This is a genomic window from Nocardia brasiliensis (assembly GCF_042691675.1).
GTDB lineage: Bacteria > Actinomycetota > Actinomycetes > Mycobacteriales > Mycobacteriaceae > Nocardia > Nocardia brasiliensis_D.
The window spans coordinates 4,238,498-4,259,540 of record NZ_CP170507.1; the positions used below are offsets into that span (position 1 = coordinate 4,238,498).

19 protein-coding genes are annotated in these 21,043 nt (G+C 68.3%); 7 read left to right on the plus strand and 12 right to left on the minus strand.

Annotated elements, in window-relative coordinates:
- The first annotated feature begins 177 nt into the window (after positions 1–177).
- From ACFK0J_RS19515 to ACFK0J_RS19530, 4 genes are all read left to right on the plus strand, one after another.
- The gene (locus tag ACFK0J_RS19515; RefSeq protein ID WP_378742320.1) at positions 178–2,040 is read left to right on the plus strand and encodes a methylmalonyl-CoA mutase family protein; all 1,863 of its coding nucleotides are present in this window, start codon (positions 178–180) and stop codon (positions 2,038–2,040) included.
- On the plus strand, positions 2,040–4,352 hold the full coding sequence (scpA, locus tag ACFK0J_RS19520) for a methylmalonyl-CoA mutase (protein WP_378742323.1): 2,313 nt from the start codon (positions 2,040–2,042) through the stop codon (positions 4,350–4,352). The genes ACFK0J_RS19515 and scpA overlap by 1 nt, the downstream gene beginning before the upstream one ends.
- Positions 4,349–5,542 carry a methylmalonyl Co-A mutase-associated GTPase MeaB gene (gene meaB / locus ACFK0J_RS19525; protein ID WP_378742326.1) on the plus strand — a complete coding sequence of 398 codons (1,194 nt, stop codon included), beginning with the start codon at positions 4,349–4,351 and terminating at the stop codon, positions 5,540–5,542. The genes scpA and meaB overlap by 4 nt, the downstream gene beginning before the upstream one ends.
- 227 nt (positions 5,543–5,769) lie before the next feature.
- Entirely contained in the window at positions 5,770–6,444 is a 675-nt protein-coding gene (locus ACFK0J_RS19530; RefSeq protein WP_378742328.1) for an L-2-amino-thiazoline-4-carboxylic acid hydrolase, read from the plus strand.
- 129 nt (positions 6,445–6,573) lie between these two features.
- Here ACFK0J_RS19530 and ACFK0J_RS19535 read toward each other — a convergent pair whose 3' ends face one another.
- Entirely contained in the window at positions 6,574–7,065 is a 492-nt protein-coding gene (locus ACFK0J_RS19535; protein ID WP_378742331.1) for a MarR family winged helix-turn-helix transcriptional regulator, read from the minus strand.
- A gap of 123 nt (positions 7,066–7,188) precedes the next feature.
- On the opposite strand from ACFK0J_RS19535, the gene ACFK0J_RS19540 reads away from it, so the two are divergent.
- Positions 7,189–7,830: an NAD(P)-dependent oxidoreductase gene (locus tag ACFK0J_RS19540; protein ID WP_378742334.1), complete on the plus strand. Its 642-nt coding sequence runs from the start codon at positions 7,189–7,191 to the stop codon at positions 7,828–7,830.
- Between the two features lie 59 nt (positions 7,831–7,889).
- Here ACFK0J_RS19540 and ACFK0J_RS19545 read toward each other — a convergent pair whose 3' ends face one another.
- Both ACFK0J_RS19545 and ACFK0J_RS19550 read right to left on the minus strand, forming a co-directional pair.
- The gene (locus ACFK0J_RS19545; protein WP_378742336.1) at positions 7,890–8,792 is read right to left on the minus strand and encodes an amidohydrolase family protein; all 903 of its coding nucleotides are present in this window, start codon (positions 8,790–8,792) and stop codon (positions 7,890–7,892) included.
- 7 nt (positions 8,793–8,799) lie between these two features.
- Positions 8,800–9,849 (minus strand): nucleoside hydrolase, encoded by a 1,050-nt coding sequence (locus tag ACFK0J_RS19550; protein ID WP_378742338.1) that lies wholly within the window; start codon positions 9,847–9,849, stop codon positions 8,800–8,802.
- 111 nt (positions 9,850–9,960) lie between these two features.
- Here ACFK0J_RS19550 and ACFK0J_RS19555 point away from each other — a divergent pair, with 111 nt between their 5' ends.
- Entirely contained in the window at positions 9,961–10,548 is a 588-nt protein-coding gene (locus ACFK0J_RS19555; protein ID WP_378742340.1) for a TetR family transcriptional regulator, read from the plus strand.
- 57 nt (positions 10,549–10,605) lie between these two features.
- On the opposite strand, the gene ACFK0J_RS19560 is transcribed toward ACFK0J_RS19555, so the two are convergent.
- Both ACFK0J_RS19560 and ACFK0J_RS19565 read right to left on the minus strand, forming a co-directional pair.
- Positions 10,606–12,162 carry an MFS transporter gene (locus ACFK0J_RS19560; RefSeq protein WP_378742926.1) on the minus strand — a complete coding sequence of 519 codons (1,557 nt, stop codon included), beginning with the start codon at positions 12,160–12,162 and terminating at the stop codon, positions 10,606–10,608.
- A gap of 187 nt (positions 12,163–12,349) precedes the next feature.
- Entirely contained in the window at positions 12,350–13,696 is a 1,347-nt protein-coding gene (locus tag ACFK0J_RS19565; RefSeq protein ID WP_378742342.1) for a CoA transferase, read from the minus strand.
- A 40-nt stretch (positions 13,697–13,736) separates the two neighbouring features.
- On the opposite strand from ACFK0J_RS19565, the gene ACFK0J_RS19570 reads away from it, so the two are divergent.
- A complete protein-coding gene (locus tag ACFK0J_RS19570; protein ID WP_378742344.1) occupies positions 13,737–14,510 on the plus strand; it encodes a thioesterase II family protein in 774 nt (257 codons plus the stop codon).
- Between the two features lie 26 nt (positions 14,511–14,536).
- On the opposite strand, the gene ACFK0J_RS19575 is transcribed toward ACFK0J_RS19570, so the two are convergent.
- The 7 genes from ACFK0J_RS19575 to ACFK0J_RS19605 all read right to left on the minus strand — a co-directional run bounded on the left by ACFK0J_RS19575 (position 14,537) and on the right by ACFK0J_RS19605 (position 20,934).
- Complete coding sequence (locus tag ACFK0J_RS19575; protein ID WP_378742347.1) at positions 14,537–14,926, minus strand: DUF2784 domain-containing protein; 390 nt, start codon at positions 14,924–14,926, stop codon at positions 14,537–14,539.
- 62 nt (positions 14,927–14,988) lie between these two features.
- Positions 14,989–15,777: an O-methyltransferase gene (locus ACFK0J_RS19580; protein WP_378742349.1), complete on the minus strand. Its 789-nt coding sequence runs from the start codon at positions 15,775–15,777 to the stop codon at positions 14,989–14,991.
- 52 nt (positions 15,778–15,829) lie between these two features.
- Positions 15,830–17,260 (minus strand): SDR family NAD(P)-dependent oxidoreductase, encoded by a 1,431-nt coding sequence (locus tag ACFK0J_RS19585; RefSeq protein ID WP_378742351.1) that lies wholly within the window; start codon positions 17,258–17,260, stop codon positions 15,830–15,832.
- 95 nt (positions 17,261–17,355) lie between these two features.
- Positions 17,356–18,150 (minus strand): hypothetical protein, encoded by a 795-nt coding sequence (locus tag ACFK0J_RS19590; RefSeq protein ID WP_378742353.1) that lies wholly within the window; start codon positions 18,148–18,150, stop codon positions 17,356–17,358.
- A gap of 15 nt (positions 18,151–18,165) precedes the next feature.
- Positions 18,166–19,689 (minus strand): hypothetical protein, encoded by a 1,524-nt coding sequence (locus ACFK0J_RS19595; RefSeq protein WP_378742355.1) that lies wholly within the window; start codon positions 19,687–19,689, stop codon positions 18,166–18,168.
- Positions 19,686–19,901 (minus strand): hypothetical protein, encoded by a 216-nt coding sequence (locus tag ACFK0J_RS19600; RefSeq protein ID WP_378742357.1) that lies wholly within the window; start codon positions 19,899–19,901, stop codon positions 19,686–19,688. Before ACFK0J_RS19600 ends, ACFK0J_RS19595 begins: the two co-directional genes overlap by 4 nt.
- 40 nt (positions 19,902–19,941) lie before the next feature.
- On the minus strand, positions 19,942–20,934 hold the full coding sequence (locus ACFK0J_RS19605) for an alpha/beta fold hydrolase (protein ID WP_378742359.1): 993 nt from the start codon (positions 20,932–20,934) through the stop codon (positions 19,942–19,944).
- Positions 20,935–21,043: the final 109 nt, after the last annotated feature.

Here is a 21,043-nt window from a genome sequence, read left to right on the forward strand (position 1 = left end):
CCAGGTTACCGGGTGGTAGTGGTACTAGGGAGCAACCCGTAGCCGCAGTGCCGCTAGCATCAGAGGAAACGGGACGAATGCTCGTTAACCAAAGTAGTCGCTGAACTGGGCGAATACCGCGGTTTCGGCACACACCACGAGTGCGCTGGCGGTCGAGTGGAAGAGGAACAGCAAGCTATGCCGATTGCTTCAGAGCCCGGGCCGGGCGCGGAACCGGTTCCGCAGTTCTCCGCGTGGCGCAAGGGCGTGGCCGGGGTGCTGGCGAAGGTCCGGCGGGTCGATATCGCCGAGCTCCCCGAGGAACCAGAGCACCTGCTCGACGAAACCACCTACGACGGGCTGACCATCGCCCCGCTGTACACGCGCCGGGACGAGTTGCCCGAGCAGCCGCTGCCCGGGACCTTTCCGTTCGTCCGAGGCAGCGATGCCACCCGTGACGTGCACCGCGGCTGGTATGTGAGCGCCCACTTCACCGGCCACGACGCGGCCGCGGTGAATCGGGAGATCCTGGCCGGACTGGAGAGCGGCATCAGCGCCGTGTGGCTCGGTGTCGGCGATCGCGGCGTGCCGGTGGCGGAGCTGCCTGCCGCGCTGTCCGGACTGTTGTTCGATCTCGCCCCACTGACCCTGGACGCGGGCGCTGCCGCAGTCGACGCGGCAGCGCAGGTGTTCACCGCGCTCGACGGCTATGCCGCGACCTCCCGCAAGGAGATTCAGGTTTCGCTCGGCGCGGCACCGCTCACCAGCCGGTTCGCCGGGACCGCTGATCTCGAGCTGGCGGCGACCGTGACGTTGGCCGGTACCGCGGCGGCGCGCGCGGAGACGGTGCGCGCGATCACCGTGGACGGCACTGTATTCCACAATGCGGGCGCCTCCGACGCGCAAGAGCTCGGTGCCGCCGTCGCCGCGGGCCTGGCCTACCTGCGCGCCCTCAGCGAGAACCTGGACATCGCGGACGCGCTGGAACAGTTGAGCTTCCGTTTCGCGGCCACCGACGATCAATTCGCCACTGTCGCGAAATTCCGTGCCGCACGCCAGCTCTGGGCCCGGGTGGCGCATGTCTGCGGGGCGCCGAACTTCGGTGGCGCACCGCAGCACGCGGTGACCTCCGCGGCCATGATGACCCAGCGCGACCCGTGGGTGAACATGCTGCGCACCACCCTCGCGGCGTTCGGCGCCGGTGTCGGCGGCGCGGACACGGTGACCGTGCTGCCGTTCGATTCGGCGCTGCCCCCCGGCGAGCTCGGGATCTCGAAGTCGTTCTCGGACCGGATGGCTCGCAACACCCAGCTGCTGCTGCTCGAGGAATCGCACCTCGGCTTCGTGCAGGACCCGGGCGCGGGATCCTGGTACGTCGAAGACCTCACCAGCGCGCTCGCCGCCAAGGCGTGGGAGTTCATGCAAGAGCTGGAGGCCGCGGGCGGCTACCTCGCCGCGCTGGACTCCGGGTTGCTCGCCGATCGGATCGCCGCGACCAAGGCGGCCCGCGATGCCGATGTCGCGCACCGGAAGACGGCGGTCACCGGGGTGAACGAATTCCCGAATCTGGCTGAGCGGCCGCTGTCGGAGCAGGCCCGCCAGGCCGATCGGGTGGCCCGCTACGGCGCCACCTTCGAGGCGCTGCGCAACCGTTCCGACGCCTACCTGGCCGAACACGGTGCCCGGCCGAAAGCGTTGCTGGTGCCGCTCGGTTCGGTCGCCGAGCACAACGTTCGGGTCACCTTCATCGCGAACCTGCTGGCCTCGGGTGGTATCGAGTCCATCAACCCGGGACCATTGGAGGTGAGCGGAATCGCGGCGGCGGCAACCGAAGCCGGTGCCCCGATTGCCGTGCTGTGTGGTTCGGACAAGCGATACGGCGCGGAAGCCGGTGCGGCGGTGGCGCAATTGCGCGCCGCTGGCGTGGAGACGGTGCTGCTGGCCGGTGCCGCGAAGGCGGTGGCCGAGCTCAGTGACGCGCAGCGTCCGGATGGATTCCTCGCGGCCGAGATCGACGCGGTGGCCGCGCTGTCCGACCTGTTGGAGAAGGTGGGAGCCTGATGACACTGAGTCATGTTCACAAGCAGGGCGAAATCAAGCACGTGATAGGCAGTTTCGCCGATGTGCCGCTGGCCGAGCGCGCCCCCGAGCCCGCCGCGGTGGATGCCGCGCAGGTCGATGCCTACGTGCGCGCGGCCGCCGAAGCCAACCACTACTCGCCCGAGCAGTTGGTGTGGTCGACACCCGAAGGTATCGACGTGCCACCGGTGTTCACCAAGGCCGACCGGGATGCGGTTGCGGCCGAGGGCTATCCGCTCGACAGCGTGCCGGGTATCGCGCCGTTCGTGCGCGGTCCGTACCCGACGATGTACGTCAACCAGCCGTGGACCATCCGCCAGTACGCGGGTTTCTCCACGGCCGCGGACTCGAATGCCTTCTACCGCCGCAATCTTCAGGCCGGGCAGAAGGGTCTTTCGGTCGCTTTCGACTTGGCCACGCACCGCGGTTACGACTCCGACCACCCGCGCGTGCAGGGTGATGTCGGCATGGCCGGTGTCGCCATCGATTCCATCCTCGACATGCGCCAGCTGTTCGACCACATTCCGCTCGACCAGGTCAGCGTGTCGATGACGATGAACGGCGCGGTGCTGCCGATCCTCGCGCTGTATGTCGTTGCGGCAGAAGAGCAGGGCGTCACTCCCGAGCAGCTGGCCGGAACCATTCAGAACGACATTCTGAAGGAGTTCATGGTCCGCAACACCTACATCTACCCGCCGAAGCCCTCGATGCGGATCATCTCCGACATCTTCGCCTACACCAGCGCGAAGATGCCGAAGTTCAACTCGATCTCCATCTCCGGCTACCACATTCAGGAAGCCGGCGCGACCGCCGACCTCGAACTGGCCTACACCCTGGCCGATGGTGTCGAGTACATCCGGGCCGGTATCGCCGCGGGGATGGAGGTGGACAAGTTCGCGCCGCGGCTGTCGTTCTTCTGGGCCATCGGCATGAACTTCTTCATGGAGGTGGCCAAGCTGCGCGCCGGGCGGCTGCTGTGGAGTGAGCTGGTCGCGAAGTTCGAGCCGAAGAGCGCGAAATCGCTGTCGCTGCGCACGCATTCGCAGACCTCCGGCTGGTCGCTCACCGCGCAGGACGCCTACAACAATGTCGCGCGCACCTGCATCGAGGCGATGGCGGCGACCCAGGGCCATACCCAGTCGCTGCACACCAACGCGCTCGACGAGGCGCTGGCGCTGCCCACCGATTTCTCCGCCCGTATCGCCCGTAACACCCAGCTGCTGATCCAGCAGGAGTCCAACACGACTCGGCCGATCGACCCCTGGGGCGGTTCGTATTACGTCGAATGGCTGACCCATCAGCTGGCCAACCGGGCTCGTGCGCACATCGCCGAGGTGGAGGCGCACGGCGGCATGGCGCAGGCGATCGGCGAGGGCATTCCCAAGCTGCGCATCGAGGAAGCCGCGGCGCGCACCCAAGCGCGCATCGACACCGGTCAGCAGCCGGTGATCGGGGTGAACAAGTACCAGGTCGAAGAGGATCACGAGATCGAGGTCCTCAAGGTCGAGAACTCGCGGGTGCGCGCGGAGCAGATCGAGAAGCTGCGGCAGCTGCGGGCCGACCGTGATTCGGCCGAGGTCGAGCGCGCGCTGGCCGAATTGACCCGTGCGGCAGCCTCTTCCGAGGGCGGCATGGCGAACAACCTGCTGGCGCTGGCCATCGACGCGGCCCGCGCCAAGGCCACCGTCGGCGAGATCTCCGACGCGCTGGAGCGGGTATACGGCCGTCACCAGGCCGAGATCCGTACGCTCTCCGGTGTGTACCGCGACGAGGCAGGGAAGGTCAGCAACATCACCAAGGCGAGCGATCTCGTCGAGCAGTTCGCCGAGGCGGAAGGTCGTCGCCCGCGCATCCTCGTCGCGAAGATGGGGCAGGACGGCCACGACCGCGGCCAGAAGGTGATCGCCACCGCCTTCGCCGACCTCGGCTTCGACGTCGACGTGGGCCCGCTGTTCCAGACCCCGGAAGAGGTGGCGCAGCAGGCGGCCGACAACGACGTGCACGTCGTCGGGGTGTCCTCGCTGGCGGCCGGCCACCTCACGCTGGTGCCTGCCCTGCGGCAGGCACTGGCCGATGCGGGGCGACCCGACATCATGGTCATCGTCGGGGGCGTCATTCCGCCCGGTGACTTCGCCGCGCTGTACGAAGCCGGTGCCGCGGCGATCTTCCCGCCCGGTACCGTCATCGCCGACGCCGCGATCGACCTGCTGAAGAAGCTCGCGACCGAACTCGGCCACCCCGAGTTGTCTTCCGAAAGCGGCAGCGGCGCCGAGGATTCCGCCGCCGCCGAATGAGCGAGCGCAATTCCGCGGTGCCCTCGGCCGAAGGCGGCCCACAGCCGGACTCGTCCGGTGCGGGTCGCCTTCGGTCCGAATCCGGGGCGCCCGCGACAGACGCTCACGGGTCGGCCACGCGGGTTGAGCATGGCGTTGCGTCGAGCACCGGTGGCACCGGTGAGTCCGTTTCGCGTCCGACCGGCCGAGGCCGGGCGATCGATGTCGACGCGCTGGCGGAGGCGGTCCGGGGCGGGGAGCGGGCCGCGTTGGCGCGGGCGATCACGCTGGTGGAGTCGACGCGGGCCGATCACCGGGAACAGGCGCAGCAGTTATTGCTGAAGCTGACTCCGGACAAGCACAGCTCCGCGACCGCGGCCGTATCCAATCGTGTTGGCATCACCGGTGTTCCGGGTGTCGGCAAGTCGACATTCATCGACGCGCTGGGGATGGACCTGATCGGCAAGGGGCACCGGGTCGCGGTGCTCGCGGTCGATCCGTCGTCCACCAGGACCGGCGGCTCCATTCTCGGCGACAAAACCCGGATGGCGCGCCTGTCGGTGGAGCGCAACGCCTATATCCGCCCGTCGCCGACCGCGGGGACCCTCGGCGGGGTGGCCAAGGCGACCCGCGAGACCATCGTGCTGCTCGAAGCCGCCGGATACGACGTGATCCTGGTGGAGACGGTCGGTGTCGGACAATCCGAGGTCACCGTCGCGAATATGGTCGATGTCTTCTGTTTCCTGACCCTGGCCCGCACCGGAGATCAGTTGCAGGGCATCAAGAAAGGCGTGCTGGAACTCGCGGACCTGGTGGCGGTCAACAAGGCCGACGGCAAGCACGAGATGGAAGCCAAGTCGGCCGCTCGCGAACTGGCGGGCGCACTGCGCCTGATCCACCCGCACGACGCGCTGTGGCGCCCACCGGTGCTCACCATGAGTGGTCTGGAAGGCATCGGCCTGGACAAGTTCTGGGACACCGTCCTCGAACACCGTCGTGTCCTGACCGACGCGGGCGAATTCGACGAGAAGCGTCGTCGGCAGCAGATCGACTGGACCTGGACCATGGTGCACGACCAGCTCCTGCGCCGCCTCGCCGACAACCCCGCCGTGAAAGCTATTCGCGCCCAGGTGGAGAAGCAGGTCCGCGACGGTACCCTCACCGCCGCGCTGGCCGCCGAAGAACTCCTGCGCGCCTTCGACGGACGCTGAACTACTCTTCGGTGCCGCGCACCCGAAGGAGTTGCCGTAGTGGACATCTCGGCGCGGCACATGGCACGCTGGAGTCGGTTCACGCAACCGCGCGAATCATCCACACATATCGTCAGCGCCAGGTAGGTCGGTGGAGCGCGTTGGCGTGCTCGTCGGTCGGCGGGCACGGCCCGCTCCCTGCGGTGATGGCTGTGTTCGAGACCGGCGACGTCTCGAAAGGACACAGTATGAACACCGACCCCGTCAACCTTGCCGACGGCGAATACGTACCCGATGTCGCCGGTGACTCGGCCGCCATAGTCCAGGAATTCTTTGACCACCTCGCGACGAGTCTGCGCGACCGAGGCCTTCCGGATGAGCTGTTCACCGGTATGCGCGGCGAGCTCGTCGAGCTGGAAGCGGCCGATGCGGATCGTCTGGTGGACGAGGCCGCGCGCTACAACTTGCGGATGACCCTGGCCCTGGTGGTCGCCTATCGGGCATTGCGGCCGCTGCTCGGGACCGACGCCACGATTGCCGCGCTGCGGGCGGCGTTCGTCGAACCGCTCGGCGATCTCGTCCAGTCCGGGACCCGGGCGATGCTCGATGCCGTCGATGACCCGTTCGCGGCCATGGTCGCGGTCTCCAAGGCGCGAGAGGAACATTCCTTCGGCGCCGGTTTCACCTTTGTCCGCTCCGCGGACGACGACCGGAGCTACCACCTCGACGTCGTGCGTTGCTTCTATCACGAAGTGCTGGTTGCCCATTCGGCCTCGGAACTGACGCCGGTGATGTGTGAGTTCGATGCCAACTGGATCGGCGCCATCGATCCGGCCCAGCACGGCTTCCGCTTCGACCGCGCCACCACGATCGGGCTGGGCGGATCGCACTGCCCGTTCCATTGGGATCGCACCGAGAGCTGATCGCTCACCGGCCCGCCGACTGACCTCCGGCGCACCGAATTGCGCGCCGCGCGCAGATCAGCTAGCAATTTCGCGCGCGGGGTGAGAAGTGACGCGGGGCATCATCGCCGACGGGCCGTTGGCGGCGAATCAGGTTGAGTCGCCCAAGGATTCGAGCAAGGTACGGAGGGTGGCGGCCAGGCGGTTCCGCTGAGTGGGGGTGAGCGGCCCGAGGAGGCGTTCTTCAGTGGCGAGGTGATCGGGGAGCGCCGCGTCGACGACGGTGCGCCCCGCATCGGTGAGCGAGACACGGATGCCACGCCCGTCGGATTCGCTGCGGGATCGGCTCACCAGGCCACGTTCCTCCAGGCGATCCAGGCGCTGGGTGATGGCCCCGGAGGTGACCATGGCCGAGTGCATCAGCTCGGTCGGGGTCAGGTGCGGGGTGGCACTGCGTCGCAGCGTGGCCAGGACATCGAACGAGGCGGCGTCGAGATCGTGCGCGGCAAAGTTCTTCCGGAGCTCGGCACCGGCGAGCTGGGACAGCCTGGACAGCCGCCCGAACACGGCCATGGGGGAGACATCCAGGTCAGGGCGCTGCTCCTGCCATTGCGCGAGCACATGGTCGACGTGATCGGTCACCACCGCACTCTAGCGAATACCTCAGCGGTGAGGTATCTCATGCGGGAATTACTCAGCGCTAAGTTAAGTTACTTAGAGCTGAGCAACCAGCAGCGGACCGGTGGTCCGGAGGAGGACGAAATCATGCGCATCACGGTGTTCGGCGCGACAGGCGATGTCGGCAGCCGGGTGGTGACCGAGGCACTCGCTCGCGGCCACGAAGTCGTCGCCGTGCTGCGGGACCCGGCCCGCGCGGCCACCGTGCCCGCCGCGGCCGAGGTCCGGATCGGCGATGCGGCCGATCTCGACGATGTGGTAACCCTCAGCGCCGGACAGGATCTCGTGATCACCGCGACCCGGCCCGCGGTCGGCCGGGAACACGAGCTGTCCGGCGTCACCACGGTGCTGCTGAAGGCATTGGCGCACACCGGCGTCCGGTTGCTGGTGGTCGGTGGTGCCTCGACGCTGATAGTCCCCGGCTCCGACGGCACCACGCTGCACGAAACATCGGACTTCCCAGCGGAATTGCGGCCGATCGCCCAGGCGTGCGCCGATCAGCTCGCGCTGTGCCGAGCCGAAACCGTGGCGGACTGGACCTACCTGAGCCCGCCCGCCGAACTGGTGCCGGGTGAGCGGACCGGCACCTACCGTTCGGGCACCGACGAACTGCTCACCCGCCCCGACGGCGAATCGACCATCTCCATGGAGGATTTCGCGGTCGCCTTGCTCGACGAGGCCGAACGGCCCGCTCACCGCCGCAGCCGGTTCACCGTCGTCTCAGCTTGAGGGTCGACCGGATCTCAGTATTCCATCATCGAGCACCTGGGCGTGCGGCATGCGCGGGCCTACTCGATACCGAACAGATCTGCCGCATTCTGGTGGCAGACCTTGCGTAGCCAATCATCGCCCAGGTCGAGGCGTTCCAGCGCGTAGACGGCGTGGCCGTAGGAGTAGGGGATGTTCGGGAAGTCGCTGCCGAACATGATCCGGTCGGCGAAGGCGTGCAGCCTGCCGCGTTCGCTGGGCGGGAAGGGGTCTTCGGCCTCGAAGAAGTCGGTGAACGTCATGGTGGTATCCAGGCGGACGTCCGGGTAGCGCTCGGCCAGGTCCAAGAACTCGGTGTACTCGGGGGCGCCCATGTGCGCGACGATCAGTTGTAGTCGCGGAAAGCGTTGCAGCAGAGTGGCAACGGGTTCCGGTCCGGTGAATTCACCGGCGACGGGCCCGGATCCGCAGTGGATCAGTACCGGAATTCCGGCGTCCTGAATCATCCGCCAGACCGGGTCGAGCAGCGGGTCGCCGGGATGGAAGCGCCCCACCTGAACGTGCACCTTGAACAGACGGGCACCGCGTTTCAGCGCCACCCCGACATAGTTTTCGGCGCTCGGCTCGGGGTAGAAGGTGGCGGTGTGCAGGCAATCCGGTGTGCGCTCGGCGAACTCGGCGGTCCATTCGTTGAGCCACGCCGCCATCTCCGGCTTGTGCGGATAGACCAGCGAGCTGAAGGCGCGAACACCGAAGCCGCGCAATGTCTTCAACCGGACCTGTTCGTCGTCGCGGTAGGCGATGGGCCAGGTGCGGGCGGTGAGCGGGCCTGCCGAGTCGAAGTAGGCCCATACCTTGCGCATCACCGGCTCCGGCATGAAATGCGTGTGCACGTCGATGATTCCGGGCACGCCGAGCCGGTTGCGGAAATCGGCGAGGTAGGTGTTGTCGTCGTTGTCGTCGCGCACGGCCTCTCCTGTCATATCGACCTCACGCCTCCCGTGCGATCGGCGGGTAGACCGCTCGAGCGAAGTCGCCGACTTTGGTGATCAGGCGGTCGAAGAACACGGCTTGATCGGTGCCGATCACAATGTCGGCGTTGGGTTCCCGGCCCCACATGCCCGCCCAGTCGGCCACGGTGGTGGCGCGCGTCAGTGTCCCGGCCAGTTCGACGTCGACGGTCGCCGGACGGGTGACGGCGAGGGCGGGATCGAGCGCGACCGCCGCGGCGAACGGGTCGTGCATATGCGCGAGGTAACCCAGGTCGTAGAGCCGGTGGAAATCGAAATAGAACCGCACCGCATCCGTGACGTACCGGACGATGGGATTGCTCGTCATCGACCGGGAATCGAGCGGGTCCGTTTCCGCAACCAGCTCCACCGGAAAGCTTCCGGCGCGCTCGGCGAGCAGCGAAAGGTGCTTGGGCCGCATTTCGATGGTTTCGGTGATGTCGAGCGCGCAGACGATCGGCCTGCGGTCCGGTGGCGCGGCGGAGAAGGCGTCGAAGACCTCCTTGGCCGCCTCCGGGTCCACGTGCACGTTCCATTCGTTGGTGGGGGTGGTGTTGCCCGGATGGTTGAACGCACCACCCATGATCACCAAGCGGCGCAGCAGCGTCGGCAGCGTGGGTTCCAGCCGGAGGGCCAGCGCCAGATTGGTGAGCGGACCGGTGCACAGTCCGACGATCTCACCGGGATGCGCGCGCACCAGGTCGACCCACATCTGCGCCGCGGACCGTGCCGAAAGTGCCCGTGCCGAGGGCGGGAGTTGGGCGTATCCGACGCCCTGGGGCCCGTGCGTGTCCTCGGTGGTGCGCAACGGAATCGCCAGCGGTTCGGCGGCGCCGAGCGTGACCTCGATATCGGGCGCTCGGCAGACATCCAGCCAGGCCAGATTGTTCGCCGCCACCTGCGGCGCGGGCACGTTCCCCGCCGTCGAGGCGATCCCGATGATCTCGGCCTCGGGTGAGGCGAGCAGGTAGAGCAGGGCAAGGGAATCGTCGACCCCGGTATCGACGTCCATAATGATCTTCTGCCGCACCCCACGAGACTAGGTGGCACGCGTGCCGCACCGTAGCCGAGGGTCTGTCGGACGAGCGCCGGTAGTACGGGCGTCTAGTACAAATGTCTGAGAACGTTGTAGCCTGGGCTGATGGGAAACCGAGAAGACCTGTTGGCGGGGGCGCGCAAGGCGATCGTCGAGCGTGGCGTCGCCAAGACCACGGCCCGGGATATCGCGGCCGCCGCGGGAGTCAGCCTGGCCGCGATCGGGTATCACTTCGGCTCGAAAGAGCAGCTGATCACCGAGGCGCTCGCCGACGCGCTGGGCAATGCGATCGGCGACAGCATGGAGGCGATGATCCGCGACGCGAGCGGCGTTCCGCTGGCGACCGGGTTCGCCCGGCTGTGGAACGCGATGCCGCGGGTGTTCGAGGAGAACCGGGACAGCATGGTCGCGAGCATGGAGAACCTGGTCCGCGTCGCGCGTTCGGCGGAGTCGCGCAATTTCTACGCCGAGAGCCTGCCGACCATCTATCGCGAGATGGGCGAGACCCTGCGGGAAACGCATCCGCAGCTCACGCAGCAGCAGGCGGAATCGATCGCACAGCTGTATTTCGTACTGGCGCAAGGTCTCGGCGTGCTGTGGGTGGTCGCGCCGGACGGCGACCTGCCGAACGGCGACCGGTTGGCCGAAGCCCTTACCGCGATCGCGGGGACACCGCCGGACCCGGCAGACTAGTCGCCGTCGCGGAAAGTCGAGCGCGGCAACGCCGGTGGCGTACCGCACTCGACCCGATCAGTCCTGCTCTATGCCCGCACCCGCGGGCACGTGCCGCAGCCGTACCACCGCGATCACCGAAATGACCAGCGCCGCAACGGCGGTGATCGCCGCCGTGACATGCATGCCGTGCAGGAACGCGGCCCGTGCCGCGTGCAACACCGACTCGCCGAGCTCGCCGGACAGCTCGGCACTGGTTTGCACCGCCGCGCCCAGGGTGTCGCGCACCGACCGGCCCGCCTCGGCAGGCAGGTCCGCGGGCAACGTGGCGGCCAGGTCGCCCCGGTAGAGTGCGATGCTGATGCTGCCCAGGATCGAGATGCCCAGCGCACCACCGAGTTCCGCACCGGTCTCGGAAACTCCGGAGGCGGCCCCGGCCTGCTCCGGCGGCGCCGAACCGACGATGAGCTCGGTGGTGATGCCGAACACCGGCGCCAGGCCGAGCGAGATGACCACCGACGCGGTGACCGCGAGCACGAGGCTGCCGGTTTCGGCGACCTGCGTCATCATCAGCAGCCCGACCGACGAGGCGGCCATGCCGCCGCCGACCAGGTACCCGGGTCGAACCACCCGGACGATGCGCGGGGCCAGCTGGGAGCCGACGATGAAGCCGATACCCGACGGCGCCATCACGATGCCGGTGCCGAGCGGCGAAAGGCCGAGCACCAGCTGGAAGTACTGGGCGACGAACAAGAAGTAGCCGAAGGCGACGAAGATGCCGATGACGTTGATCAGCAAGGCGATCCGAAAGGTGCCGAGCCGGAACAGCCGCAGATCGAGCATCGGGTCCGGCCTGGTCAGCTGGCGGCGCACGAAGAGCGCGCCGACCGCCGCGCCCGCGACCAAGGCCAGCAGCGCGCCGCCGCCGAGGCCGTCCTGGGCGATCTTCTTCATGCCGAACACCAGCGCGATCATGGCGGCCACGCAGAGCAGCGCGCTGACCGGATCGAGTTTGCCCGCCTCGGGGTCACGGAACTCGGGCAGCACCTTCGGGCCGATCACCAGCAGCAGCGCCATCACCGGCACCGCGAGCAGGAATACCGAACCCCACCAGAAGTACTCCAGCAGCACCCCGCCGAACAGCGGGCCGACCGCGCCGCCCGCCGAGAACGCGCCGACCCACACGCCGACGGCGACCGAACGCTGCCTGGCGTCGCGAAACATATTGAAGATCAACGACAGCGTCGACGGGGCCAGGGTCGCGCCCGCGATGCCGAGCAGTGCCCGGCAGAGGATCAGGGTTTCCGCGGTGGGGGCGAACGCGGCGATCACCGACACCACGGCGAACGCGGCCGCACCGCCGAGGAGGATGCGTCGCCGGCCGATGCGATCGCCGAGGGTGCCCATGGTGATCAGCAGTCCGGCGACCATGAAGCCGTACACGTCGATGATCCAGAGCAGCTGTGAGCTGGTCGGATGCAGATCCGCGCTGATCATCGGCACGGCGAGATGCAGCACGGTGAGGTCCATCGCGTAGACCAGGCAGGCGAGCGCGAGCACCGCGAGCCCTAGCCACTCCCGCTGCCCGGCGCGCGGCCGCACCGCTTCCGAGGTCTGGTCGAGGGTGCTGTCCACGGGCCGGAATCCTTCTGCTGCGGTGTCCATGAGGGTCATGCCAGTTCTGACGAACCGAGCACCACCATCTCATCGGCCACCGACAAGAAACCGCAAACGATTTTCCGCTGGACGCCGTCGGCCGGGAGACGCGCACGGATAAGCCGGCAATCCGTGCGCGTCCCGTGGATGCGAGAAAAGCGGTCGACTAGTGGGTCTTCAGGGGCCACGCGGGGCGGTCCGCACCGTAGGTGGGCGCGGGCCAGTTGTACGCGGGGTATTCGGCGATAACGGGTGCCGCGGTGATGGTGCCCGCATGCGAAATCGCGTTGGCGGGGTCGGGCAAGGCGGCTTGCGGGTGACGGTGTGTGCGCTGCGGCGTGGTGAGCAGCCAGGAGGCGGTGCGCGCCAAGGACACTCGGACGTCGCGGCCGATACCGTCGGACGCACGGGCGGCCAACGCGTCGATCACGCCAGCGGCGAGCAGATAACCGGAGGCGTGGTCGAGTGCCTGCGCGGGCAGCGTGCCGGGCACGGCGGGCGCGCCCTCGGCGATCGAGATGCCGGACGCGGCCTGCACGATGCTGTCGAAACCGCGTCGTCCGCCCCATGGCCCGACCTCGCCCCAGGCACTGACCCGCCCGTGCACCAGCCCTGGACGCATGGCGGCGGTGAGGCCCGCGTGTTCCAGTGCGCCGGGGCGATATCCGGTGACCAGCACGTCGGCAGCGGCCAGTAGATCGCTGACCACCGGCAGTTGTGTCCACAAATCCAGCAGGGTGGAGCGTTTGCCCTGGCCGGTATCGGCGTACTGCCAAGGGATTTCGGGCAGCTGCGGCGGGTCCACCCGCAGGACGTCCGCACCGAGCAGCGCCAAGGTCCGGGTCGCGACCGGTCCGGCGATCACCCGGGTCAGGTCGAGCACCCGGATTCCGCGTAGCGGCTGGAACGGTGCCGCGCCGACCGGCAATCCGGGTTCGCCGCGGTCGGCGCGCCGGTCGATCGCGACGATCGGCCCGGCCGCGGCGGCCCGGCCTGCTGGGCTGTCCGCCCACTCGTGTTCGGTGCGAACGCGCACCGCGATCGCCCCGTGCGCGGCGGCGTAGTCTTCGATGTCGGACGCGCGGCTCATCGCCATCTGGGCGACGGCGAGATCGATAGGAGCGTCGGTGGGCAGGCCGAGGGCGGTGAGCAGACGATCACGGTGGTGCGGGTAGTTGGCGTGCGTGCGGACCCACCCGTCGAAGGTGGGGAAGAAACCGGAGAGGTCGGCGAACATGGTCGCGGGCCTGCCGTTGATCCGCAGCAGCAGTTCGCTGCGGAACGCCGCGGTGATGCGGGCAGGGTCGATGCGATGGGCTACCGGATCGAGGCCGCGGACGGCGCGGATCCGGTTCGCCGCAGCGGTCAGCGCGGCGACCGACCCGGCGGCCAGCGCCCAGACCGGCAGTGTCGCAGCAAGATTGCTGCCGGGATCAGGAGAAGGAGTAATGGCGGAGGCGGTGACACCGATTCCGGCTTCGTAGTCGTGGACCAGCCGTGTGTGAGCGTTCACGCGAAAGAGCGTAATAGTTGCGTCTGAGAAGGAGATCTACGTGGGCAGAACCATCGAGTCCGGTGAGTGGCTGCGGATCCTGCGATCCGAGGCGACTCCCCGCCACCACCTGCTGTGTTTCCCCGCCGGCGGCGGGCCGGCCAGCGCGTACCGGGAGTTGGCACAGCATGTCGGCGCGGGCATCGCCGTTGCCGCGGTGCAGTATCCGGGCCGACAGGACCGGCTCGCCGAAGCGCCGATCACCGAACTCGATGCGCTCGCCGAGCGGATTGCTGAAGAAGTGCTGCGCCACGGATTCATCGATCGGCTCGCGTTGTTCGGGCACAGCATGGGGGCTACCGTCGCGTTCGAAACCGCACGGCGGCTGGAGCGCGGGGGCCAAGCGGTGACCACGGTGTTCGTCTCCGGCCGTCCCGCACCGACTTTCGTGGAAACCCAGCGCCTGCACCTGGGCACCGACGACGACCTGATCGGCGACCTGGAGCGTTTGTCCGCCGACCCGGCACCCATCCAAATGCTGCGTGACGAACCAAGTCTCGCGGAATTGGTACTGCCCGCCGTCCGCAGTGACTACCAGGCCGTGGAAACCTATCGGTACACGCCGGGTGCCCCGCTGGCCGCTGACATCGCCGCGCTGGTGAGCTCCGATGACCCGACGATGACCCCGGATCAGGCCGACGAGTGGGCCGCCTTCACCAGCGGAACCTTCGACCGCGCAACGTTCTCCGGTGGCCATTTCTATATCGACGAACGCCCTGCCGAGGTCGCCGAATGCATCACCGCACACCTCACTGGCGACCGTACGCGAGCCTGAAAACGTTCCCGGACTGTTGGTCCGCGCTAGTGCGACGGTTGTAGGCGGGTGGCCGATCCGGCTGCCCGCCGCCGCAGCCAGCCGTACCCCAACCAGGACACCAGGACACCCACCGCGACGAGCACCCGCACCGTTACCAGCGCACTCTCCGGATATATCACCCCGGTCAGGTAATGGTCGATGAACCCGCTGGGCGGCAAACCCTCCTGGCCCGCCTGATGCCTTGCCCAATTCTCCAGGTGGGTGAGCGGGCAATCGAGCCGGAACAGTACCGTGCCGAACCCCCAGCCGAACGCGATCAAGTGCAGCCAGATACTGCGCGGCCACCGCCACGCTATGAACCCACCGACCACCACATACGCCACGAACACGAAATGCGCGGCGGCGGTGGCATCGGCCAATAGCCGATACAGCACATCATCAGCCTAGCGGGACCGGGCCCGGATGGAGCGTGTCCGCAGACCGCGCGCAGGTCCGCCTAGCCGGGCTCGCCCAAGTATTCGGATTCGAGCATCAAGTCGCGGATCAGGGATTGGTACTCGAGGTGGGTTTTGTGCTCGATGGTGCGCCAGGTGGAGCCCTCGTGGTCGCGCATATAGCGGCGGTAGTCGGGGGCGCCGGGGACCTTGACATTGTCGGCCACCACGACCGTGCCCGGATGCAGCCAGCGGGCCGCCATGATCGACTTCAGATCCGGGAGGTAGGCGCTCTTCAAGTGGTCGATGAACACGAAATCCAGTGTGCCGGGCCCGAAGTCGTGCTCGATGGCGAGGTGCCGCATGGTCGCGCCACCGTCGCCGATCTTGCCGACCACCACGGTGATCCGATCGGCCAGACCCGCGTGCTCGATGACGGCGCGGGCTATCTCGGCATTGGCGGAACTCGCTTCCACCGAAACCAGCCGCGCGGCCGGCGGCATCACCCGGCCGGTGCGCACCGCGCTGTATCCGCAGTAGGCGCCGAGCTCGAGCAGCTGTGTCGGCGCGGCCCGCCGGATGGCGCTGTCGAGCAGCAGGCCCTTTTCGTCGCCGACATTCATCAGCAAGCTGCGGTTGCGCGCGAAGTCGTCGATGGTGGCGAGCACGCTGTCCGGATCGCCCGCGGTGGCCTCGGCGCGAACGTAATCGAGCAGTGCCTGCTCGCGTCCATCACCCACCTGCCCGGTGCGCAGTACGCTGCGCCCGCCGAGCGCGAATCGGATCATCGACCAGCGCAGGAAGGGCAGCCGATCGCGCACGATCGCGCCGAGTCCACTCCGGTTCGCCATATCACCCCTCAACTGTCGGTGTGTGGCCGATTCTGCCCGGGGCGCGGGTGGATTACCAGGGTGAGGGTCGGTAATCCTTGAGGAAGCAGCCGTAGAGGTCGGTGCCGTTCTCGCCCTGCACGATCGGATCGTAGACGCGGGCGGCACCGTCGACCAGGTCCAGGGGCGCGTGGAAGCCTTCTTCGGCCAGCCGGACCTTCGTGTAGTGCGGGCGCTCGTCGGTGATCCAGCCGGTGTCGACGGCGGTCATCAAAATGCCGTCAGCTTCGAGCATTTCGCTCGCGCTGGTGCGGGTCAACATGTTCAGCGCGGCCTTGGCCATGTTGGTGTGCGGATGGCCGGGCCCCTTGTAGGCGCGGGAGAACTGACCCTCCATCGCCGAGACGTTGACGATGTACTTGCGCCGCGCCGGTGCCGCCGCCATCGCGGGGCGCAGGCGCGAGACGAGGATGAACGGGGCGACCGAATTGCACAGCTGCACTTCGAGAAGTTCGGTCGGGTCGACCTCGGCGACGGTTTGCACCCAGCTGTTCGTGTGCGCCAGATCCGGCACCAGGCCGCCCGCATCGATCGCGACGCCGCGCGAAATGCGGTCGGGCGTAGCCGATCCCGCGACCAGCGCGAGTTCGGCGACATCGACGGCGGACAGCGTCGGGGTGAGCGAGGCGGTGAGCGCGGTGGGGTGCGCCTGCATCGTCTTACCGAATGTCACCACGTCGGGCAGCGCGCCCGCGGGCAGCGGACCGGATTCGGCGTCGACCAGCGCGCTGTAGGCGCCGGGGGAGCGGCGGACGGTCTGGGCGGCATTGTTGATCAGGATGTCGAGCGGGCCCTGCGCCGCGACGTCATCGGCGAGCGCGACCACCTGGGCGGGATCGCGCAGGTCGATGCCGACGACGCGCAGCCGGTGCAGCCACTGCGGACTGTCGTCCATGGCGGTGAAGCGGCGGATGGCGTCGTTCGGAAAACGCGTGGTGATGGTGGTGTGCGCGCCGTCGCGGAGCAGTCGCAGCGCGATGTACATGCCGATCTTGGCGCGCCCGCCGGTCAGCAGCGCGCGTCGGCCGGTCAGATCGGTACGCGCGTCCCGCTTGGTGTGGCTGCTCGCCGCGCACTCCGGGCACAACTGGTGATAGAACGCGTCGACCTGCGTGTACTTCTGCTTGCAGATATAGCAGGGGCGCGGCCGGATCAGCGTGCCCGCGCTCGCGCCACGGGCGTTCGAGGCGAGCGGGATGCCCGCGGTCTCGTCATCGATCCGCTGCGGCGAGCCGGTGGCCGTCGCGGCGACGACCTCGCGGTCCGCTTCGGTGACCGCCGCCCGAGCCTCGATCCGGCGGCGCTGCTTGAGCTTTTTGAACATGTGGCCGACCGCGCGCTGCACCGCCACCGAGTCGGGATGCTCCTTTTCCAGCTGCCCGGCCTGGTCCAGTACCCGCAGACAGGTCGCGAGCTCGTCCGGATCGATCATGCTTTCGGCCATCGGTGGTACAGGCATCCTTCGGTGAGCTGGGAAGTCGACCCGACCATTGTCGCAAACACCGCAGCCCGGTTACCGCCCGGTTGCCTCCGCATCGCTCAGGCGCGCAGCAACGCCAGCGTCGTGACCGCGGTTCGCTTCAGCAAGTCGACGACTTCCGGCACCGTGAGGTCGGTGGTCGTGGTGACCGAGGGCGGGTGCAGCCAGCTGATCTCGTAGGTGGTCCAGCCATCGCGAACGGCGAGGGTGACGCCGCGGCGCGGGGCGTGCTTGCTGTCCATTCGGACGACGTACGCCTCGTCGCCGAGGCCGTCGACCGTTGCGACGCCGTCGTCCTCGCTGAGGGTGGACTGGGTCCAGGTCTCGAATCGAGCGGTGAACTCGGGGCCCGGATCGGTCCGCTTGTGTACCGCCGTGCTCACCGTGAGGGTGACGTCCTCGGAGCGCTCGGCGGACGCGGGCGGGGCGAGTCGGATGGTGCAGGTCATCGAGTCGATCGCCGGGTGCAGGAGGGTCTGGTGGAGCGGGTATTTCGGCCCGGTCGGGCCGTTCGGCGCCAAGGCGAACCCGGCGCGGGTGTAGGGCGCGGTATCGGTGATCGCACACAGGTTGTCGACGTGGTGATAGCCCCGTAAGTCGGGTACCGCCTCGGCGCGCCGATCACTGCCGAAGACGCGGAGCACGCCGAGTAGCAGCAGCACCGCGAGGCAGATCGCGGCAGCGAGCGCCCCCAGTCGGCGCGGACCGGGGCCGGCTTGTTTCCACCGGCCGAGCGGCCGCGGCGGCACCGGCCCATCCGGGTACGGCCGCGGCGGCGCGATCGGCGCCAACGGCTCGTGCAGCCATCCGGCGTTGCTGAGGCGTGGAGGCCTCTGACCCGCCGGTCTCGTCATGGCCGCAAAATATCATCACACCTGGTCGTCGCGCAGGCTGTCGGCCGCAGCGCTACGGCCACACTCGTCCGCGCGTGCGGCGAGCTGATCACGTAAGGCAGTGGGAATTTCCGTACGAACCTGGATCAGCCCGTCCCACACCACATCTGGTGTCGCCGGTGTCAATGCGGCAAGGAACTCGTCGAGATCGGCCATCTCGTCGATGATGCCGAGTACCCGGGCCCGGCCCGCGGGGTCTTGGGCGAGCGCGATATCGACCAGGGTGTCGATATTGTCGCTGCGGGACGCGGCGAGGACCGCGGCGAGCAGCTGATCCTTGCTCAGATCGCCGATACAGGAGGCGAGGATCGGGGTCGCGGAGTCGGGCAGTGCGTCCACCAAAGGCAGTGCCTGAGACCAGAGTTCGTGCGCGGCGGTGGTGTCGATCACCGCGCGGAGCACGTCGGGGTCGCGCATGATCGGCAGACCGGCCATCCGGCGGCGGTCGCTATCGGTCATGGCCAGCGCGATCGGCAGCATCGCGTCCCACAGGCCCGCCGTATCCGCTTGGGCGACAAGGTCGCCGAGTTCCTCGTCGGGTTTTTCGGCGAGGCGGGCGGCCAGCGTCGCCAGCTGCGACGGCTGCAGGTGGACGACGAGCGGCAGCAGGTCGAGCCAAAAGCCTTTGTTCAGTGCGGCATTCATGATCGAGGCGAGCACCGATTCCTCCTGTACCGCAGGCCTTTCGGCGAATGCGCGCAAACTGTCCGCGTTCATCGCGCTGGTCACCGGCAGCAGCGAGTCCCAGGCATCGAGCGCCCGCACCGCCTCGATCAGGCCGTCGAGTACGTCACCACCGAGCCCGGCCGCGATATCGCCGAGGGCGGCCCGATTCTCCGGGCCGACGCTGTCGAGCAGGTCGAGCCCTTCGGCCCAGAGGTCCTGTTCGTGCGCGGCGCGGATGACCCCGGCGAGCCGGTCGGTGACCAAGCCCATCAGCCGGTCCAGCGCGGATTTGTCCTCCATCAGGAAGCCGATGCGCAGCAGGTCGGCGTCGCCCAGCACCGGCACCGCGGCCCGCATCGACTCTTCCGGGACGACGCCGACGAAACGACTCATCGTCACGTGGTCGTCGATGCGCAGCAGCTCCCTTGCCACGTCGACGACCAACCGTGCGGGCACCGCCGCGATGATGTCGGCGGTGCGCCGCGGATCGAGCTGAATCGCGGTCTCGGCCAGAAACCGGGCGGGCAGCGCCTTCGCGATATCGATCGCACGGGAAGGTTCGACCGATCCCGCGACCGCGGCGCATAGCACCGGCCCGAACGCACGCTCGGCGGCCTTGGCGCTGATCGCGGTGGGCACCAATTTCGTTGCGGCGGCCACGCGTTTCATTCGCGTGGCATCGCCGTCGAAAAGCAGATCGGTGGCTCGCTCGCGGAACGTCCGAATTGCCTCGGGGGAAAGCGTGTTCAGAAAATCGAGCGCCGCGGGGTCGGCGATATCGAGCAGGCGCGCGAGCTGCGTGGTCTCGGCGCGCGCCATCAGTTGCGCACTCATAAACCGAGCGCTCGCTTCACGGCCGGACGCATCAGCCGGGGGATGAGTCGGAGCGAGGATTCGACCGCCGCACCGAGGCGTTCGCCGCGGGCGGTGACGGCGGTGCGCAGCAGCCGATCGAGTTCGGCGAGGTCGGAGTCGGTGAGCCGGTCGAACTCAGCGGGCAGGGGTGCGCCAAGCGTTCGGGTCAGCGGTTGGGCTGCGTCCGGCATGGGATCTCCGTATCGGTGTCGAGTTGTCGAGAAGGGACGCTCAGCTGTTGCGTGGGGTGATCGCGGACTTGTCGGCCCGCATGTCGTCGACGAAGTTGGCGATCGCCTCGGCGACCAGCAGCGGCTCGGTGACCGGCAGCCAGTGGTCGGCGGGCACCGCACAACGCCACAGCCGGTCCACCCAGCGGGTCGAGGTGTCGTAGAGGGCGGCGGGCACGAACGGGTCGGTGGTGTCGACGAGCAGCTGCACCGGCACCGCGGTGCGCCGCACCCGTGGCCGCCGCAGATGGTGCAGCAGGTTGGCCTGCGCGATCCGCCCGCCCGCAAGCAGATCCGTGCGCCAGGTGCGGGCGATCCTGGCGGGCACCGGCGAGAGCCCGCCGAGCCGTTCCACCAGCAGCGTGCGCACCCGCGGCGGATAGAGCCTGCGTGCCACGGGCACCGGGTTGAGGCTCCAGCGTGCTCCGCGCAGCCACCAGCCCAGATCGCCCGCCCGGAGCCGGAGGTGCGGCGCGACGGCCCGCAGCCACAGTCCGAGATGGTCCAGGTTGGGTCCGGAAATGGCGGTGAACGAGGCAATTCGGGTATTCGCCCGCGGATCGCAGACCGCCTCCCACAGTTGCACCGCGCCCCAGCCGTGCCCGCAGGTGTGCACCGGACGCTTCGGGCTCGCCGCGTCGATCACCGCGAAGAAGTCGGCGGCCAGCCGGTCCAGCCGGAACTCCGCGAGCAGGGCCGGGGTGGCCGAGCGGCCGTGGCCGCGTACGTCGTAGGTGATCACGCGGAAGCCGTCGGTCAGCAATGCCGCGACCGTGGCCCACACCCGGTGCGTGTCGGTGAGGCCGTGCACCAGGACCAGGGGTTCGGCGGCGGGATCGCCCCATTCGAAGACGGCCAGGTCGGCGCCGTCGGCGGTCACCGTCCACTGCCGGTCCGGGCGGGGCGTGTCGGTGTCGAGCAGGTTGGTCATGTCGTTGCCTCGTTCGGGTGCGAGCGGCCGGCCGGTGACGCGATGGTCGGCTCGGACCGCCATGCCCGCGCCTGCTCGCAGGTCGCTCGAAACGATCAGCCCGTACCGCCAGTACGTTTTCCGATACTGACAGTACGAAGAATTGGCCGAGAGCGGGAGGGGTAACCCCCAG

Coding starts and splice junctions, on each gene's coding strand:
- ACFK0J_RS19515 (WP_378742320.1), top strand. CDS start 178: ATGCCGATTGCTTCAGAGCCCGGGCCGGGCGCGGAACCGGTTCCGCAG.
- scpA (WP_378742323.1), top strand. CDS start 2,040: ATGACACTGAGTCATGTTCACAAGCAGGGCGAAATCAAGCACGTGATA.
- meaB (WP_378742326.1), top strand. CDS start 4,349: ATGAGCGAGCGCAATTCCGCGGTGCCCTCGGCCGAAGGCGGCCCACAG.
- ACFK0J_RS19530 (WP_378742328.1), top strand. CDS start 5,770: ATGAACACCGACCCCGTCAACCTTGCCGACGGCGAATACGTACCCGAT.
- ACFK0J_RS19540 (WP_378742334.1), top strand. CDS start 7,189: ATGCGCATCACGGTGTTCGGCGCGACAGGCGATGTCGGCAGCCGGGTG.
- ACFK0J_RS19545 (WP_378742336.1), bottom strand. CDS start 8,792: ATGACAGGAGAGGCCGTGCGCGACGACAACGACGACAACACCTACCTC.
- ACFK0J_RS19555 (WP_378742340.1), top strand. CDS start 9,961: ATGGGAAACCGAGAAGACCTGTTGGCGGGGGCGCGCAAGGCGATCGTC.
- ACFK0J_RS19580 (WP_378742349.1), bottom strand. CDS start 15,777: ATGGCGAACCGGAGTGGACTCGGCGCGATCGTGCGCGATCGGCTGCCC.
- ACFK0J_RS19585 (WP_378742351.1), bottom strand. CDS start 17,260: ATGGCCGAAAGCATGATCGATCCGGACGAGCTCGCGACCTGTCTGCGG.
- ACFK0J_RS19590 (WP_378742353.1), bottom strand. CDS start 18,150: ATGACGAGACCGGCGGGTCAGAGGCCTCCACGCCTCAGCAACGCCGGA.
- ACFK0J_RS19595 (WP_378742355.1), bottom strand. CDS start 19,689: ATGAGTGCGCAACTGATGGCGCGCGCCGAGACCACGCAGCTCGCGCGC.
- ACFK0J_RS19600 (WP_378742357.1), bottom strand. CDS start 19,901: ATGCCGGACGCAGCCCAACCGCTGACCCGAACGCTTGGCGCACCCCTG.
- ACFK0J_RS19605 (WP_378742359.1), bottom strand. CDS start 20,934: ATGGCGGTCCGAGCCGACCATCGCGTCACCGGCCGGCCGCTCGCACCC.